Below are 14,093 nucleotides of genomic sequence, written 5' to 3' on the forward strand. Positions count from 1 at the left end.
AGGGATGTGCATCGATTGGCCGAGGTGTGCGGGTGCACTGTGCGGTGCGTTGCGCCGCACGGGTGACTTCCCGCCCGTGACCGCCGTGTCGCCCTGTGTTGCCGAACCCTTTCCTCTTCAGTGGCCGCATACATCAGATGAACGCCAAATACCGCCAAAAGTGATCATAACGCCCGCGGCTCCCCGGAGGTAGCACAGATGTCCCAGCACGGCGTCGGCCCGCGCGCGGTCACGCGCTCGGTCGCTTTCCTCACCGCGGGCGTGCTCGCGGTGCCCGCGCTCGCCGGATGCGGCTCCGACGACCCGTCCGGAAAGCCGCTCGCCGGGCAGGACATCCAGCCCGCCCCGCGCGACCGGATCACCGACGGCGGCACCCTGCGCTGGGCCGCCGACTCCGTACCCGACACGCTGAACACGTTCCAGTCCGACGCCGACGCCACCACCACCCGTGTCGCCCAGGCCGTCCTGCCGTCGATGTTCCGCATGGACGCCTCCGGCCGCCCCGAGCGCAACCCGGACTACCTGGAGTCCGCCAAGGTCGTCGACACCGAGCCCAAGCAGGTCGTCCTCTACAAGCTCAACCAGCAGGCCGTGTGGAGCGACGGCCGGGAGATCGGCGCCGCCGACTTCGCCGCCCAGTGGCGCGCCCTGTCCGGCAAGGACACCGCCTACTGGACCGCCCGCAACGCCGGCTACGACCGCATCCAGAAGATCGAGCGCGGCGACAACGCCCTGGAGGTCCGGGTCACCTTCAGCCGCCCCTACGCCGACTGGCGCTCGCTGTTCTCCCCGCTGTACCCGAAGGACGTCATGGGCACCCCGGACTCCTTCAACGACGGGGCCCGCAACAAGCTCCAGGTCAGCGCCGGGCCCTTCATGGTGAAGAAGGTGGACCGCAAGGACGACGAGGTCACCCTCGCCCGCAACCCGCGCTGGTGGGGCGAGCCCGCCAAGCTCTCCGAGATCGTGCTGCGCACCGTCCCGCGCGACAAGCGGGCCGCCGAGCTGGCCGCGGGCACCCTCGACCTGGCCGAGATCGACCCCACCGCGGCCCGCCGCATCACCGTCGCCGCCCGCCCGCAGAGCTCCGCCAGCCCCCTGATGGGCCCCGGCGCCGACCGGTCCGCCGCGGACTCCCTGGAGTCCTGGGCCCGCGCCAACGGCTCCGACGAGGAGGCCGCGGACGAGGAGACCGTCGCCCGCGAGAAGCTGCGCAGGGCGGCCGCCGCGTACGCCCGGCAGCAGCAGGCCCTCAGCGGCTTCGAGGTCCGCAAGTCCCTGGAGCCCGCCTACACCCAGCTCGCCCTGAACGGCGCCGAGGGCCCGCTCACCGACGAGCGCGTCCGCAGGGCCGTCGCCCGCGCCCTGGACCGCAAGGATCTCGCCCGGACCGTCCTCAAACCCCTGGGCCTGCCCGCCGTCCCGGTCGGCAGCCACCTCGCCCTGTCCGGCCAGGCCGCCTACGCCGACAACAGCGGCGCCCTCGGCGACCAGGACACCGAGGAGGCCCAGGCGCTGCTCGCGGACGCCGGGTGGGTACGCGGCGGCCCGATCAAGGAGAAGGAGAAGGAGAAGGAGAAGGAGAAGGCGGCCGGTCCCGAGGGCGGCAAGGCCGGTGACACCGACCAGGACGACAAGGCCCGCCGCGGGCCCGACCCGGCCGGGCACCTCGCCCAGGACGGCAAGCAGCACGTGCCCGCGCACCAGGGCGGCGCCCCCGGGGCGTACGCCCCCCAGGGCACCGCCGCCCCGGCGAACCAGGAGTCCGCTCCGCTCGCCAAGAACGGCAAGCCCCTCACGCTGCGCTTCGTGCTCCCCTCCGGGCCCGGCTCCCAGACGCTGCGCACGGTCGCCGAGCGCATCTCCCGCATGCTGGAGCGCGTCGGCATCACCACCGCGATCTCCAAGGTCTCCGACGAGTCCTACTTCAAGGACCACATCGCCTCCGGCCAGTACGACCTCGCCCTGTACTCCTGGCCCGCCACGGCCTTCCCCGCCACCGACGCCCGGCCCGTCTACGCCAAGCCCGTCCCGGCCGCCGACGGCTCGCTGAACGTCGAGCAGAACTACACCCGCGTCGGCACCGACCAGGTCGACCAGCTCTTCGACGAGGCCGTGGCCACCCTCGACGAGGGCGAGTCCCGCTCCCTGATCCGCAAGGCCGACTCCCGGATCTGGGCGGCGGCCGGCTCCATCCCCCTCTTCCAGCGCCCCCAGCTGCTGGCGGCCCGCAAGAACCTCGTCAACGCCGGCGCCTTCGGTTTCGGCACGCCGGTCTACGAGGACATGGGCTTCCTGAAGAAGGGCGCGAAGGCGGCGTCGGGGCCCTCGGCGAAGGGCTCGAAGGCCCCGTAGCTCTGGGAACGCTCAAACGCCTTGCCGTCCATCGCCCGGCGACCGCACCATGAGACCAGCAGTGATCATGGTGCGGACGCCGGGCGTCCGTGCGCGGGGGGACGGGGGCGGGCGGATGCACGGCACGGTGGGGCGGTTCTGCGGCGCCGGACTGGTCGTCGGGGTGCTGGTGGCGGGGGTGGCCGCCTGTTCGGGGGGCTCGGGTGGCGACGGGGACGGCAGGGCCGAGGCCTGCGCGGACGGTACGTACGCATGGTCGGGTGTCCGGCGGGAGGAGCGGCTGACCGCGCTGTCCGACCCGATTTGGTTCGAGAAGAGGACCGACAGCTACACCTCCCGCCTCGAGCCCGTCGGCGACAGGGTGCACCGGCCCTCGGTGACCGGTACGCCCGGGGGCGTCGGCGCGGCAGGAGTCATCAAGGCCCTGGGCAGGCACCTGAAGGTCGAGGAACCGCTCGCCGGGCCGTCCGAGAAGGAAGTCCCGGAGAGGGACCACTACTTCGAGGTGACGACCGGTGACCTGAAGGGCGCCTACTACGCCTGGGGCTACGTCGGACTGGTCACGGCCGACTTCACGTACACCTGCGGGGACGACAAGCCCGTGAAGGGGCGGGTGCGGACCTGGGAGGGCACCGGCAGCGGCTTCATGCCCTGTTCCGAGGAGCCCCCCGAGGGTGTGGCCGGCCGTGCGGCGGCCGGTGAACTGTGCCCGGCGGACTCCCGGGCCGCGAAGGCAACGGACTGAACCGAGCCGCCCCCGAGCGGCCCCGGCGGCCCGCCTCGGCCGCCGGGTGCCCTGGAAGCAGCCCGAGGACCCTCGCCACCTGCGTAAACGCCTCCCGGCACGTCCCAGCGGCAGCGTACCCGTACCATGGGGTGAGGCCGTGGCATGTTGAGCCCGGCAGGGCCCGCGCACCACCGACGTACGCGCAGGGCATTCACTACTCCGGGAGTACGCCTTTTATGGCCACGCGCCACGACATCCGCAACGTCGCCATCGTCGCCCACGTCGACCACGGCAAGACCACCATCGTCGACGGCATGCTGAAGCAGGCCGGCGCCTTCGCCGCGCACCAGCTCGACTCGGTCGACGACCGCATGATGGACTCGAACGACCTGGAGCGTGAGAAGGGCATCACGATCCTGGCCAAGAACACGGCGGTGAAGTACCACCCGAAGGACGGGGGGGACGTCATCACCATCAACATCATCGACACCCCCGGCCACGCCGACTTCGGCGGTGAGGTCGAGCGCGGTCTGTCGATGGTCGACGGCGTCGTCCTGCTCGTGGACGCCTCCGAGGGCCCGCTCCCGCAGACCCGCTTCGTGCTGCGCAAGGCGCTCCAGCAGCGCCTGCCCGTCATCCTGTGCATCAACAAGACGGACCGCCCGGACTCCCGGATCGACGAGGTCGTCAACGAGACCTACGACCTCTTCCTCGACCTGGACGCCGACGAGGAGCAGATCGAGTTCCCGATCGTCTACGCCTGCGGCCGCGACGGCATCGCCTCGCTGACCAAGCCGGACAACGGCACGGTCCCCTCCGACTCCACCAGCCTGGAGCCGTTCTTCTCCACGATCCTGGAGCACATCCCGGCCCCGACCTACGACGAGGACGCCCCGCTCCAGGCCCACGTCACCAACCTGGACGCCGACAACTTCCTCGGCCGTATCGCGCTGCTCCGCGTCGAGCAGGGCGAGCTGCGCAAGGGCCAGACGGTCGCGTGGATGAAGCGCGACGGCTCCGTCAGCAATGTCCGCATCTCCGAGCTGATGATGACCGAGGCGCTCACCCGCAAGCCCGCCGAGAAGGCCGGCCCCGGTGACATCTGCGCCGTCGCCGGCATCCCGGACATCATGATCGGCGAGACGCTGGCCGACCCGGAGAACCCGGTCGCGCTGCCGCTGATCACGGTCGACGAGCCCGCGATCTCCATGGTCATCGGCACCAACACCTCCCCGCTGGTCGGCCGTGGCGCCACCGGCAAGGGCGCCGACAACAAGGCGGCCGTCAAGGACCGCAAGGTCACCGCCCGCCAGGTCAAGGACCGCCTCGACCGCGAGCTGATCGGTAACGTCAGCCTCCGCGTGCTCGACACCGAGCGGCCGGACGCCTGGGAGGTGCAGGGCCGCGGTGAGCTGGCGCTGGCCATCCTGGTCGAGACGATGCGCCGTGAGGGCTTCGAGCTGACGATCGGCAAGCCGCAGGTCGTCACCAAGGAGGTCGACGGCAAGACCTACGAGCCCGTCGAGCGCATGACGATCGACGTGCCCGAGGAGCACATGGGCGCCGTCACGCAGCTCATGGGCGTCCGCAAGGGCCGCATGGACAACATGTCCAACCACGGCTCCGGCTGGGTCCGCATGGAGTTCGTCGTGCCCTCGCGCGGTCTCATCGGCTTCCGTACCGAGTTCCTGACCCAGACCCGCGGCACCGGCATCGGCCACTCCATCCACGAGGGCTTCGAGCCCTGGTTCGGCACCCTCCAGACCCGTAACAACGGCTCCCTGGTCGCCGACCGCGCCGGTGCGGTCACCGCGTTCGCGATGACCAACCTCCAGGAGCGCGGCGTGCTGTTCGTCGAGCCGGGCACCGAGGTGTACGAGGGCATGATCGTCGGCGAGAACTCCCGCGCCGACGACATGGACGTCAACATCACCAAGGAGAAGAAGCTCACGAACATGCGGTCCTCGACCGCCGATGTGACGGAGTCCATCGTCCCGCCGCGCAAGCTGTCGCTGGAGCAGTCCCTGGAGTTCTGCCGGGACGACGAGTGCGTCGAGGTCACCCCGGAGGCCGTGCGCATCCGCAAGGTGAACCTGGACGCCCGCGAGCGCGCCCGTGCCGCGAGCCGCGCCAAGCACGGCTGACGCCTGCCGCTGAGACGACACCGGGCACCCCGCGAGGCGGGGTGCCCGGTGTCGTCGTCTCAAGGCGAGCGTCTGAAGGACGGGGAACGCGCAGGCAAGGGTAGGGAAAACCCTCGACTTGCCCGCGACGGCCGTCAGGGGCGGATTTCTCCTACTACCCTGCTCCGGAAGCGCCACGCGCCCCCGGTTTCGGGATCGCGCAACGGCCTTGCCGCACAAGCCACTTGAGCGCGCGACAGTCGCCGAGGGAACCCTGCACGGATCCCACGGTACGTCGCAACCGGTTTATCTCACTCTCGCGTCCGGAATGCGGACAGTCGACACCGATAGATGTGTAACAAGTCCGTTTCGCAGGGATCTTTCACCAAACCCTTTGTCCGGATTTTGGAAGATGTAGGCGAGAGCTGTGATCGAACCGAGACCTCGAGAGTGTGGTTCGGTCCTGGCGTTTGGCAGATAGTTAGGCGCGTAGAGCTCGGATGACGGGTCAGTAGCCGGCAGCGGCGCGACTCACGAGCGCGGGGGCACTCGACGAATTCCGGCACCGGCGACGGGCGGGGGCCGTGATGTGTCGTGTGCTCCCTTCGCGGTGAACCAATGACTTCTTAGGAGGAACCCATGCGCGGTGCCAAGAGCGCCAAGTGGGTCGCGGGTGCGATAGTCGTCGCCCTGGCCGCCACCGCCTGCGGCGGCGGCGACGACAGCGGCAGCGACGACATGAACAAGGGCAAGGCCGACCCGAACGGCATCGTCACTGCGCAGCTGAGCGAACCGCAGAACCCGCTCCAGCCGGCCAACGCCAAGGAGAGCCAGGGCAGCCGCGTGCTGCGCACGATCTTCGCCGGCCTGGTCGACTACGAGCCCGGCACCGGCAAGCTCGAGTACGTCAACGCCGAGTCGGTCACGCCGAACGACGACTCGTCCGAGTGGACCGTCAAGCTCAAGCCGGGCTGGAAGTTCCACGACGGCACCCCGGTGACCGCGAAGTCCTACGTGGACTCCTGGAACTGGTCCGCCAACATCAAGAACAACCAGACCAACTCCAGCTGGTTCGCCGACATCGTCGGCTTCGAGGACGTGCACCCGGAGAAGGGTGACCCGAAGAGCGACAAGATGTCGGGTCTGAAGGTCGTCGACGAGAACACCTTCACGATCAAGCTGACGCAGCCGGTCTCGTACTTCGCGTACAAGCTGGGCTACGACGTGTGGGCGCCGCTGCCCGAGGCCTTCTTCAAGGACCCGAAGGGCTTCGGCCAGAAGCCGGTCGGCAACGGCCCGTACAAGTTCGTGTCCTGGGAGCACAACAAGCTCATCAAGGTCCGCAAGTTCGCGGACTACAAGGGCCCGAACGCCGCCAAGAACGGCGGTATCGACTTCAAGAACTACACGACGGCCGACGCCGCGTACTCGGACCTGCGCTCGAACAACGTGGACTGGATCGAGCAGGTCCCGACCACCGCGCTGACGAACTACAAGTCGGACCTCGGCGACCGTGCCATCGACGAGCCGTACTCGGCCGTCCAGTCGATCGTCCCGGCGTTCTACACCAAGCAGTTCAAGGACATCGACCCCAAGGTCATCCAGGGTCTGTCCATGGCGATCGACCGTCAGACGATCACCAAGACCGTCCTCCAGGGCACGCGTACCCCGGCCGACTCCTACGTCGCCCCGGGCGTCCTCGGCTACAAGAAGGGCGCGCTCGGCGACATCGTCAAGTTCGACCCGGCCCAGGCCAAGAAGCTCATCCAGGAGGGTGGCGGCGTCCCGGGCAACAAGATCCAGATCCAGTACAACGCCGACCAGGACCACAAGCCCTGGGTCGACGCGGTCTGCAACTCGATCCGCAAGTCCACCGGTGTGGAGTGCACGGGCGACCCGAAGCCGACCTTCCAGGCCGACCTCGACGCCCGTGACAAGGAGCAGGTCAAGTCCATGTACCGCGGTGGCTGGGTGCTGGACTACCCGGTCAACTCGAACTTCATGCGCGACCTGTACGGCTCCACGGCGGCCGGCAACACCAGCGGTTACTCCAACAAGGAGTTCGACAAGCTGAGCTCCGAGGCGGACAAGGCCGGCTCGATCGACGAGACCGTGACCAAGTACCAGGAGGCGGAGCAGCTCCTCGCCAAGGACATGCCGGCGATCCCGCTCTGGTTCTACAAGGTCAACAGCGGTCAGAGCAACAAGATCCTGGGCAAGATCAAGTACGGCCAGGACGGTGACCCGATCTTCGACCAGATCCAGGTCAAGCAGAAGTAAGTAGACGACCGCAGACCGGTGCCGCCCCTCCCGGAGAAAGGGGAGCGGCGGCACCGGTCCGTAGGCACAGGCCTCCACCTCACCCTCAACCTGCGGTGCAGATGAGTGCGCAGGCCTCGCCGACCCCTCACGGCATGGAGGCGCAAGATGGGGCGCTACGCCGCCAGGCGACTGCTCCAGATGATCCCGATCTTCATCGGGACAACTCTGTTGATCTTCCTGATGGTCCACATCCTTCCGGGCGACCCGGTCCGGGCCATCTACGGGGACAAGGCTCCCGATCCCGCACAGATCGCGCAGATCAAGCGCGAGTACGGATTCGACAAGCCCGTCCTCGAGCAGTACTTCCACTACATGCTGAATCTCCTCAAGGGAGACTTCGGCAGCAACCTCGCCGGACGCCCGGTCGCCGAACTGATGGCCGAGGCCTTCCCGGTGACCCTGCGGCTGACGCTGCTGGCCATCACCATCGAGATCATCATCGGTGTGGGCCTGGGCGCGTGGGCCGGTCTGCGGGCCGGTAAGGCCGCCGACACCGGCGTGCTGGTGTTCACCCTGACGGTGATCTCCATCCCGGTGTTCGTGCTGGGCTTCATCGCGCGGTTCATCTTCGCCGACGAACTCGGCTGGCTGCCGCCCAACGTCCAGGACTCCACGGACTACGCGCAGTTGTTCCTGCCCGCGTTCGTCCTGGCCATGCTCTCCATGGCGTACGTGGCGCGGCTGACCCGGACGACCTTCGCCGAGAACCTGCGGGCCGACTACATGCGCACCGCGCTGGCCAAGGGCCTGCCCCGGCGCCGCATCATCGGTGTGCACCTGCTGCGCAACTCGCTGATCCCCGTGGTCACCTTCGTCGGCACCGACGTCGGCGGCTTCATCGGCGGCGCGGTCATCACCGAGGGCATCTTCAACATCCAGGGTGTCGGCAACCTCCTCTACAGGGCGATCCAGACGAGCGAGGGCTCGACGGTCACGGGTGTGGTGACGGTCCTCGTCCTCGTCATCCTCCTGATCAACCTGCTCATCGACCTGCTGTACGCGGTCCTGGACCCGAGGATCCGGTATGCCTGACGTGACCAAGGCCCAGACCACCGACGCCGCGACCGTGGACGCCGTCGCCCCGCCGGCCGTCGACGCCCCCGGCAAGCAGAGCGCGCAGACGAGCGAGAAGCCCCGCTCCCTGTGGGGCGACGCCTGGTACGACCTGCGGCACCGGCCCATGTTCTGGATCTCCTCGGTGCTGCTGGTCCTGCTGCTGGTGATCGCCGCCTTCCCCGGCTGGTTCACCAGCGTCGACCCGCGCGACGGCGACCTCGTCCACCACTACCTGGGCAAGCCGGAGCTGGGTCACTTCTTCCAGCCCGACTGGTTCGGCTACGACCAGCAGGGCCGCTCGATCTACTCGCGCGTCATCCACGGCACCCGGGCCTCGATCCTCGTCGGCGTCTGCGTCACCGCGGCCGTCACGCTGATCGGCGGTCTGCTCGGCATGCTGGCGGGCTACTTCGGCGGCTGGATCGACTCCGTGATCTCGCGCATCGTCGACATCTTCTTCGGCCTGCCGTTCCTGCTCGGCACCATGGTCGTCCTGAACGCCTTCACCGAGCGCAAGGTGTACGTCGTCATCCTGGCCCTGGCCTTCCTCGGCTGGACCTCGATCGCGCGGGTCATGCGCAGCTCCGTCATCACGGCGAAGCAGGCGGACTACGTGACGGCGGCCCGGGCGCTGGGCGCCGGCACCCCGCGAATCCTGTTCCGCCACGTGATGCCGAACGCCGTCGCGCCCACCATCGTGGTGGCCACGATCGCCCTCGGCGGCTACATCTCCGCGGAGGCGACGCTGTCGTTCCTGGGCCTCGGCCTGAGCGACCCGACGATCTCGTGGGGCATCGACATCTCCGAGGGCAGCAAGGTGATCCGGGACAACCCGCACACGCTGCTGTTCCCGGCGGGCATGCTCAGCCTCACCGTCTTCGCGTTCATCATGCTCGGCGACGCGGTGCGCGACGCCCTCGACCCGAAGCTGCGCTGAGGAGGGCGTACGTGACCACCATCGACAAGACCCGGAACGTCCCCGAGCCGCGCGGCGCGGCCGACGGTGATGTTCCCCTGCTCGAAGTGCGTGACCTGCACGTCGAGTTCCACACCCGTGACGGTGTGGCCAAGGCCGTCAACGGCGTCAACTACACCGTGAACTCCGGCGAGACCCTCGCCGTGCTCGGTGAGTCCGGCTCCGGCAAGTCCGTGACCGCGCAGGCGATCATGGGCATTCTCGACATGCCGCCCGGGCGCATCCCCCAGGGCCAGATCCTGTACCGGGGCGAGGACATGCTCACCATGTCCGCCGACGCCCGGCGCAAGATCCGCGGCCGGAAGATCGCCATGATCTTCCAGGACGCGCTGTCCGCGCTGAACCCGGTGCTGTCCGTCGGCTACCAGCTCGGCGAGATGTTCCGCGTCCACCAGGGCCTGAGCAAGAAGGACGCCAAGGCCAAGGCCATCGAGCTGATGGACCGTGTGAAGATCCCGGCCGCCAAGGAGCGCGTCGGCGACTATCCGCACCAGTTCTCCGGCGGTATGCGCCAGCGCATCATGATCGCCATGGCGCTCGCCCTGGAGCCGGACCTGATCATCGCCGACGAGCCGACCACGGCCCTCGACGTGACGGTCCAGGCCCAGGTCATGGACCTGCTCGCGGAGTTGCAGCGCGAGTACAACATGGGCCTGATCCTGATCACCCACGACCTCGGCGTGGTCGCCGACGTGGCGGACAAGATCGCGGTGATGTACGCGGGCCGGATCGTGGAGACCGCGCCCGTGCACGAGCTGTACAAGCGGCCCGCGCACCCCTACACCAAGGGTCTGCTCGAGTCGATCCCGCGCCTGGACCAGAAGGGCCAGGACCTCTACGCGATCAAGGGACTGCCGCCCAACCTGCTGCGGATCCCGACCGGTTGCGCCTTCAACCCGCGGTGCCCCCAGGCGCAGGACATCTGCCGTACGGACGTCCCGCCGCTGCACCGGGTCACCGAGCGGGACGGCGGCGAGCTGCCCGGCCGCGGCAGCGCGTGCCACTTCTGGAAGGAGACGATCCATGGCTGAGCTGGACAAGACGGACGAGTCCATGGACGCCACCCCCAACGTCACCGAGGTCGAGACGGTGGAGGCCGCCACCGACGCGGAGGCCGTGGCCGCCATCGAGGCGCCGGTCGAGCGCGGTGAGCCGATCCTGCAGGTGCGCAACCTGGTCAAGCACTTCCCGCTGACCCAGGGCATCCTGTTCAAGCGTCAGATCGGTGCGGTCAAGGCCGTGGACGGGGTCTCCTTCGACCTCTACCAGGGTGAGACGCTCGGCATCGTGGGCGAGTCCGGCTGTGGCAAGTCCACGGTCGCCAAGCTGCTGATGATGCTGGAGAAGGCGACCGCGGGCGAGATCTTCTACAAGGGCCAGGACATCACCAAGCTGTCCGGGCGTGCGCTGAAGGCGGTCCGCCGGAACATCCAGATGGTGTTCCAGGACCCGTACACCTCGCTCAACCCCCGTATGACGGTGGGCGACATCATCGGGGAGACCTTCGAGATCCACCCCGAGGTGGCGCCGAAGGGCGACCGCCGGCGCAAGGTCCAGGACCTCCTGGACGTGGTCGGCCTCAACCCGGAGTACATCAACCGCTACCCGCACCAGTTCTCGGGCGGTCAGCGCCAGCGCATCGGCATCGCCCGCGGCCTGGCACTGAACCCCGAGATCATCATCTGCGACGAGCCGGTCTCCGCCCTGGACGTGTCCGTCCAGGCGCAGGTCATCAACCTGATGGAGAAGCTGCAGAACGAGTTCAACCTCTCGTATCTCTTCATCGCGCACGACCTGTCGATCGTCCGGCACATCTCGGACCGTGTGGGCGTGATGTACCTCGGCAAGATGGCCGAGATCGGCTCGGACACGGAGATCTACGACCACCCGACGCACCCCTACACCCAGGCGCTGCTGTCGGCCGTCCCGGTCCCCGACCCGGAGTCCCGTGAGGGACGCGAGCGGATCATCCTCACCGGTGACGTCCCGTCCCCGGCCAACCCGCCCTCGGGCTGCCGCTTCCGCACCCGCTGCTGGAAGGCGCAGGACAAGTGCGCCCAGGAGGTTCCCCTCCTGGCCATCCCCGAGCGCTTCCAGGGCGTGGACACGCCGGCGGCCCACGAGTCCGCCTGCCACTTCGCGGAGGAGAAGGACGTGGTCCACGCGGCCTGACCCGACCGCTCGATTTCCCGGCATCCCCCTGGGGTGCCGGGAAATTCTGCTGTCGGGACCGGTCCGCACCCCCAACTGCGTTAACACGCAAGCAACTTCGCGGACCCGGTTCCGATATACGGACACGTCAGGGTGGTGGGCGTACGGCCGTGCGGGTGCCGTAGACGGGCCGGGGCGCGCCATGTCGCCCCGGCCCGTTGCCGTGCTCAGACGGCCGTGATGCCCAGGGAGCGCTTCAGGAAGTCGACCTGGAGGAGGAGCAGGTTCTCGGCGACCTGTTCCTGAGGGGTGATGTGGGTGACGCCGGACAGCGGCAGCACCTCGTGGGGCCGGCCGGCCGCCAGCAGGGCCGAGGACAGGCGCAGGGCGTGGGCGACCACGACGTTGTCGTCGGCGAGGCCGTGCACGATCATCAGCGGGCGGTGCGGCTCGGCGGGGGAGGACAGCCCGTCCGGAGTGACCAGGGAGCTCTTCGCGTACGCCTCCGGGTGCTCCGCCGGGGTGCCCAGGTAGCGCTCCGTGTAGTGGGTGTCGTACAGGCTCCAGTCCGTCACCGGCGCGCCCGCGATGCCCGCGTGGAAGACGTCGGGGCGGCGCAGCACCGCCAGACCGGCCAGCCAGCCGCCGTAGGACCAGCCGCGGATCGCCACCTTGGACAGGTCCAGGGGGTAGCGCTTGGCGAGGTCCTCCAGCGCCTCCACCTGGTCGTCCAGCGACAGTGTGAAGTCGTGGTGGATCGCCTTCTCCCAGGCCGGTGAGCGCCCCGGGGTTCCGCGGCCGTCGGCGACCACGACCGCGAAGCCCTGGTCCGCGAACCACTGGGACGTGAGGTGGGCGTTGTGCGCGGCGACCACCCGCTGGCCGTGCGGGCCTCCGTACGGGTCCATGAGGACCGGCAGCGGAGTGTCACCGTCGTAGTCCCGAGGCATAAGCACGGCGCACGGTACGCGGCGTGCGCCCCCCTCGGTGAGCGTCACGCGGGGGGACATACCAGGATCTTCGGCGTACGAGCGGACAGTCCTGGTCGGTTTTCCGTCGCGCAGGACCTGCACCAGCGAACCTGGCCGGTTCAGTGCGGCCGAGACCAGAACCGTCACCTCCCCGGCCCGCACCGCCGCGTGCACGCCCGGCTCCCGGGACACCCGCTCCACGCCCAGCTCGTTCACCCGGTACACGTGCACCTGGCCCGTCTCGGCCTCACCGGCCGCCTCCGCGCCCGCCGACGCCGAGATCAGCACGTCGTGCTCGGAGACGTCCAGCAGGGCCCGGACGTGCAGCTGCGCCCCCGTCAGCGGCCGGTCCCCGACCGCCAGCACCCGCGCCCCGCCCTCGTCGGCGATCCGCACCAGCTGACCCGAGGGACTCCAGCACGGCACCCCGGGGAAAAGATCCAGCCAAGTTCGATCTTCGTCGGCGTGCACCATCCGCGTCGCGCCCGAGTCGGGGTCCACGGCCAGGATCAGCTGGCTGCGCTGGTCGCGCGCCTGGACGAGCAGCAGCGGCGCCCCCGCCGCTGACCAGTGCACATGCGCCAGATACGGATAGCGCGCCCGGTCCCAGGCGACCTCCGTGCGCAGCCCGTCCAGGCCGATCACGAACAGCCGCACCTCCGCGTTGGCGGTACCCGCCGCCGGGTACGGCACCCGCTGAGGCTCCCGTTCCGGATGCGCGGGGTCGGCGATCCACCAGCGCCGCACCGGCGTGTCGTCCACGCGCGCCACCAGCAGCCGGTCCGACTCGGGAGCCCACCAGAAGCCCCGCGAACGCCCCATCTCCTCGGCCGCGATGAACTCGGCCAGTCCGTACGAGACGGTCTCCGACTCCGGCTCGGCGAGCGCCCGGTCGCCCTCGCCCTCGGCGCCCACCACCCGCAGGGCCCCCTGCGCGACATACGCGACCTGCCGCCCGTCGGGCGACGGACGCGGGTCGATCACCGGCCCCGGAACGCGCAGTTCACGCGCCGTGCCCGCGCGCAGCTCCGCCGCGAAAAGCCGCCCCGACAAGGCGAAAGAGGCCAATTCGACGGCCGTGTCGGTGGCGTATCCGACGATGCCGGCCCCGCCCTCCCTGCTGCGTTCGCGCCGGGCCCGTTCCTCGGGTGAGAGGTCCTCCGAAGCACCTCCCAGCAGGGCGCGAGGGTCGGCGGCGACCCGCTCCGCCCCCTCCTCCGGGTCGAGGACCCAGAGCGAATTCGCCCGGTCCGTACCGGAACCGGAGCGCAGGAACACGACACGGGAACCGTCGGGCGCCACGGTGAACGAGCGCGGCGCGCCGAGCGTGAAGCGCTGGGTACGGGCGTGCCGTCGGGGGAAGGAGTGAGGCTCGGTCGTCATGCCCTGACCATATTGGCCATGCGCCCCCT

General features: G+C 69.3%; 9 protein-coding genes. 8 read left to right on the forward strand and 1 reads right to left on the reverse strand.

Annotated features, from left to right (window positions below; genetic code table 11):
- The first annotated feature begins 198 nt into the window (after nt 1-198).
- The 8 genes from ACFV20_RS01555 to ACFV20_RS01590 all read left to right on the forward strand — a co-directional run bounded on the left by ACFV20_RS01555 (nt 199) and on the right by ACFV20_RS01590 (nt 11,731).
- A complete protein-coding gene (locus ACFV20_RS01555; protein WP_385651096.1) occupies nt 199-2,355 on the forward strand; it encodes an ABC transporter family substrate-binding protein in 2,157 nt (718 codons plus the stop codon).
- A gap of 49 nt (nt 2,356-2,404) precedes the next feature.
- A complete protein-coding gene (locus ACFV20_RS01560; RefSeq protein ID WP_385651098.1) occupies nt 2,405-3,100 on the forward strand; it encodes a hypothetical protein in 696 nt (231 codons plus the stop codon).
- A gap of 218 nt (nt 3,101-3,318) precedes the next feature.
- Nucleotides 3,319-5,226 carry a translational GTPase TypA gene (gene typA / locus ACFV20_RS01565; protein WP_385651101.1) on the forward strand — a complete coding sequence of 636 codons (1,908 nt, stop codon included), beginning with the start codon at nt 3,319-3,321 and terminating at the stop codon, nt 5,224-5,226.
- A 618-nt stretch (nt 5,227-5,844) separates the two neighbouring features.
- Nucleotides 5,845-7,485 (forward strand): ABC transporter substrate-binding protein, encoded by a 1,641-nt coding sequence (locus ACFV20_RS01570; RefSeq protein ID WP_385651104.1) that lies wholly within the window; start codon nt 5,845-5,847, stop codon nt 7,483-7,485.
- A 147-nt stretch (nt 7,486-7,632) separates the two neighbouring features.
- Nucleotides 7,633-8,559 (forward strand): ABC transporter permease, encoded by a 927-nt coding sequence (locus ACFV20_RS01575; RefSeq protein ID WP_385651107.1) that lies wholly within the window; start codon nt 7,633-7,635, stop codon nt 8,557-8,559.
- Nucleotides 8,552-9,520: an ABC transporter permease gene (locus ACFV20_RS01580; RefSeq protein WP_385651109.1), complete on the forward strand. Its 969-nt coding sequence runs from the start codon at nt 8,552-8,554 to the stop codon at nt 9,518-9,520. Before ACFV20_RS01575 ends, ACFV20_RS01580 begins: the two co-directional genes overlap by 8 nt.
- A gap of 11 nt (nt 9,521-9,531) precedes the next feature.
- A complete protein-coding gene (locus ACFV20_RS01585) occupies nt 9,532-10,590 on the forward strand; it encodes an ABC transporter ATP-binding protein (protein WP_385651112.1) in 1,059 nt (352 codons plus the stop codon).
- Nucleotides 10,583-11,731: an ABC transporter ATP-binding protein gene (locus tag ACFV20_RS01590; RefSeq protein WP_234846160.1), complete on the forward strand. Its 1,149-nt coding sequence runs from the start codon at nt 10,583-10,585 to the stop codon at nt 11,729-11,731. Before ACFV20_RS01585 ends, ACFV20_RS01590 begins: the two co-directional genes overlap by 8 nt.
- A gap of 206 nt (nt 11,732-11,937) precedes the next feature.
- Here the strand turns inward: ACFV20_RS01590 and ACFV20_RS01595 are convergent, their stop codons facing one another.
- Nucleotides 11,938-14,064, reverse strand: a complete 2,127-nt coding sequence (locus tag ACFV20_RS01595; protein ID WP_385651117.1) for a prolyl oligopeptidase family serine peptidase — start codon at nt 14,062-14,064, stop codon at nt 11,938-11,940.
- Nucleotides 14,065-14,093 lie beyond the last annotated feature (29 nt).

Origin of the sequence: Streptomyces sp. NPDC059696, assembly GCF_042733745.1 — a bacterium.
Lineage (GTDB): Bacteria > Actinomycetota > Actinomycetes > Streptomycetales > Streptomycetaceae > Streptomyces.

Excerpts from the sequence above, each read along its gene's own strand:
- ACFV20_RS01555 (WP_385651096.1), top strand. The coding sequence starts at position 199 with ATGTCCCAGCACGGCGTCGGCCCGCGCGCGGTCACGCGCTCGGTCGCT.
- ACFV20_RS01560 (WP_385651098.1), top strand. The coding sequence starts at position 2,405 with ATGAGACCAGCAGTGATCATGGTGCGGACGCCGGGCGTCCGTGCGCGG.
- typA (WP_385651101.1), top strand. The coding sequence starts at position 3,319 with ATGGCCACGCGCCACGACATCCGCAACGTCGCCATCGTCGCCCACGTC.
- ACFV20_RS01570 (WP_385651104.1), top strand. The coding sequence starts at position 5,845 with ATGCGCGGTGCCAAGAGCGCCAAGTGGGTCGCGGGTGCGATAGTCGTC.
- ACFV20_RS01575 (WP_385651107.1), top strand. The coding sequence starts at position 7,633 with ATGGGGCGCTACGCCGCCAGGCGACTGCTCCAGATGATCCCGATCTTC.
- ACFV20_RS01580 (WP_385651109.1), top strand. The coding sequence starts at position 8,552 with ATGCCTGACGTGACCAAGGCCCAGACCACCGACGCCGCGACCGTGGAC.
- ACFV20_RS01590 (WP_234846160.1), top strand. The coding sequence starts at position 10,583 with ATGGCTGAGCTGGACAAGACGGACGAGTCCATGGACGCCACCCCCAAC.
- ACFV20_RS01595 (WP_385651117.1), bottom strand. The coding sequence starts at position 14,064 with ATGACGACCGAGCCTCACTCCTTCCCCCGACGGCACGCCCGTACCCAG.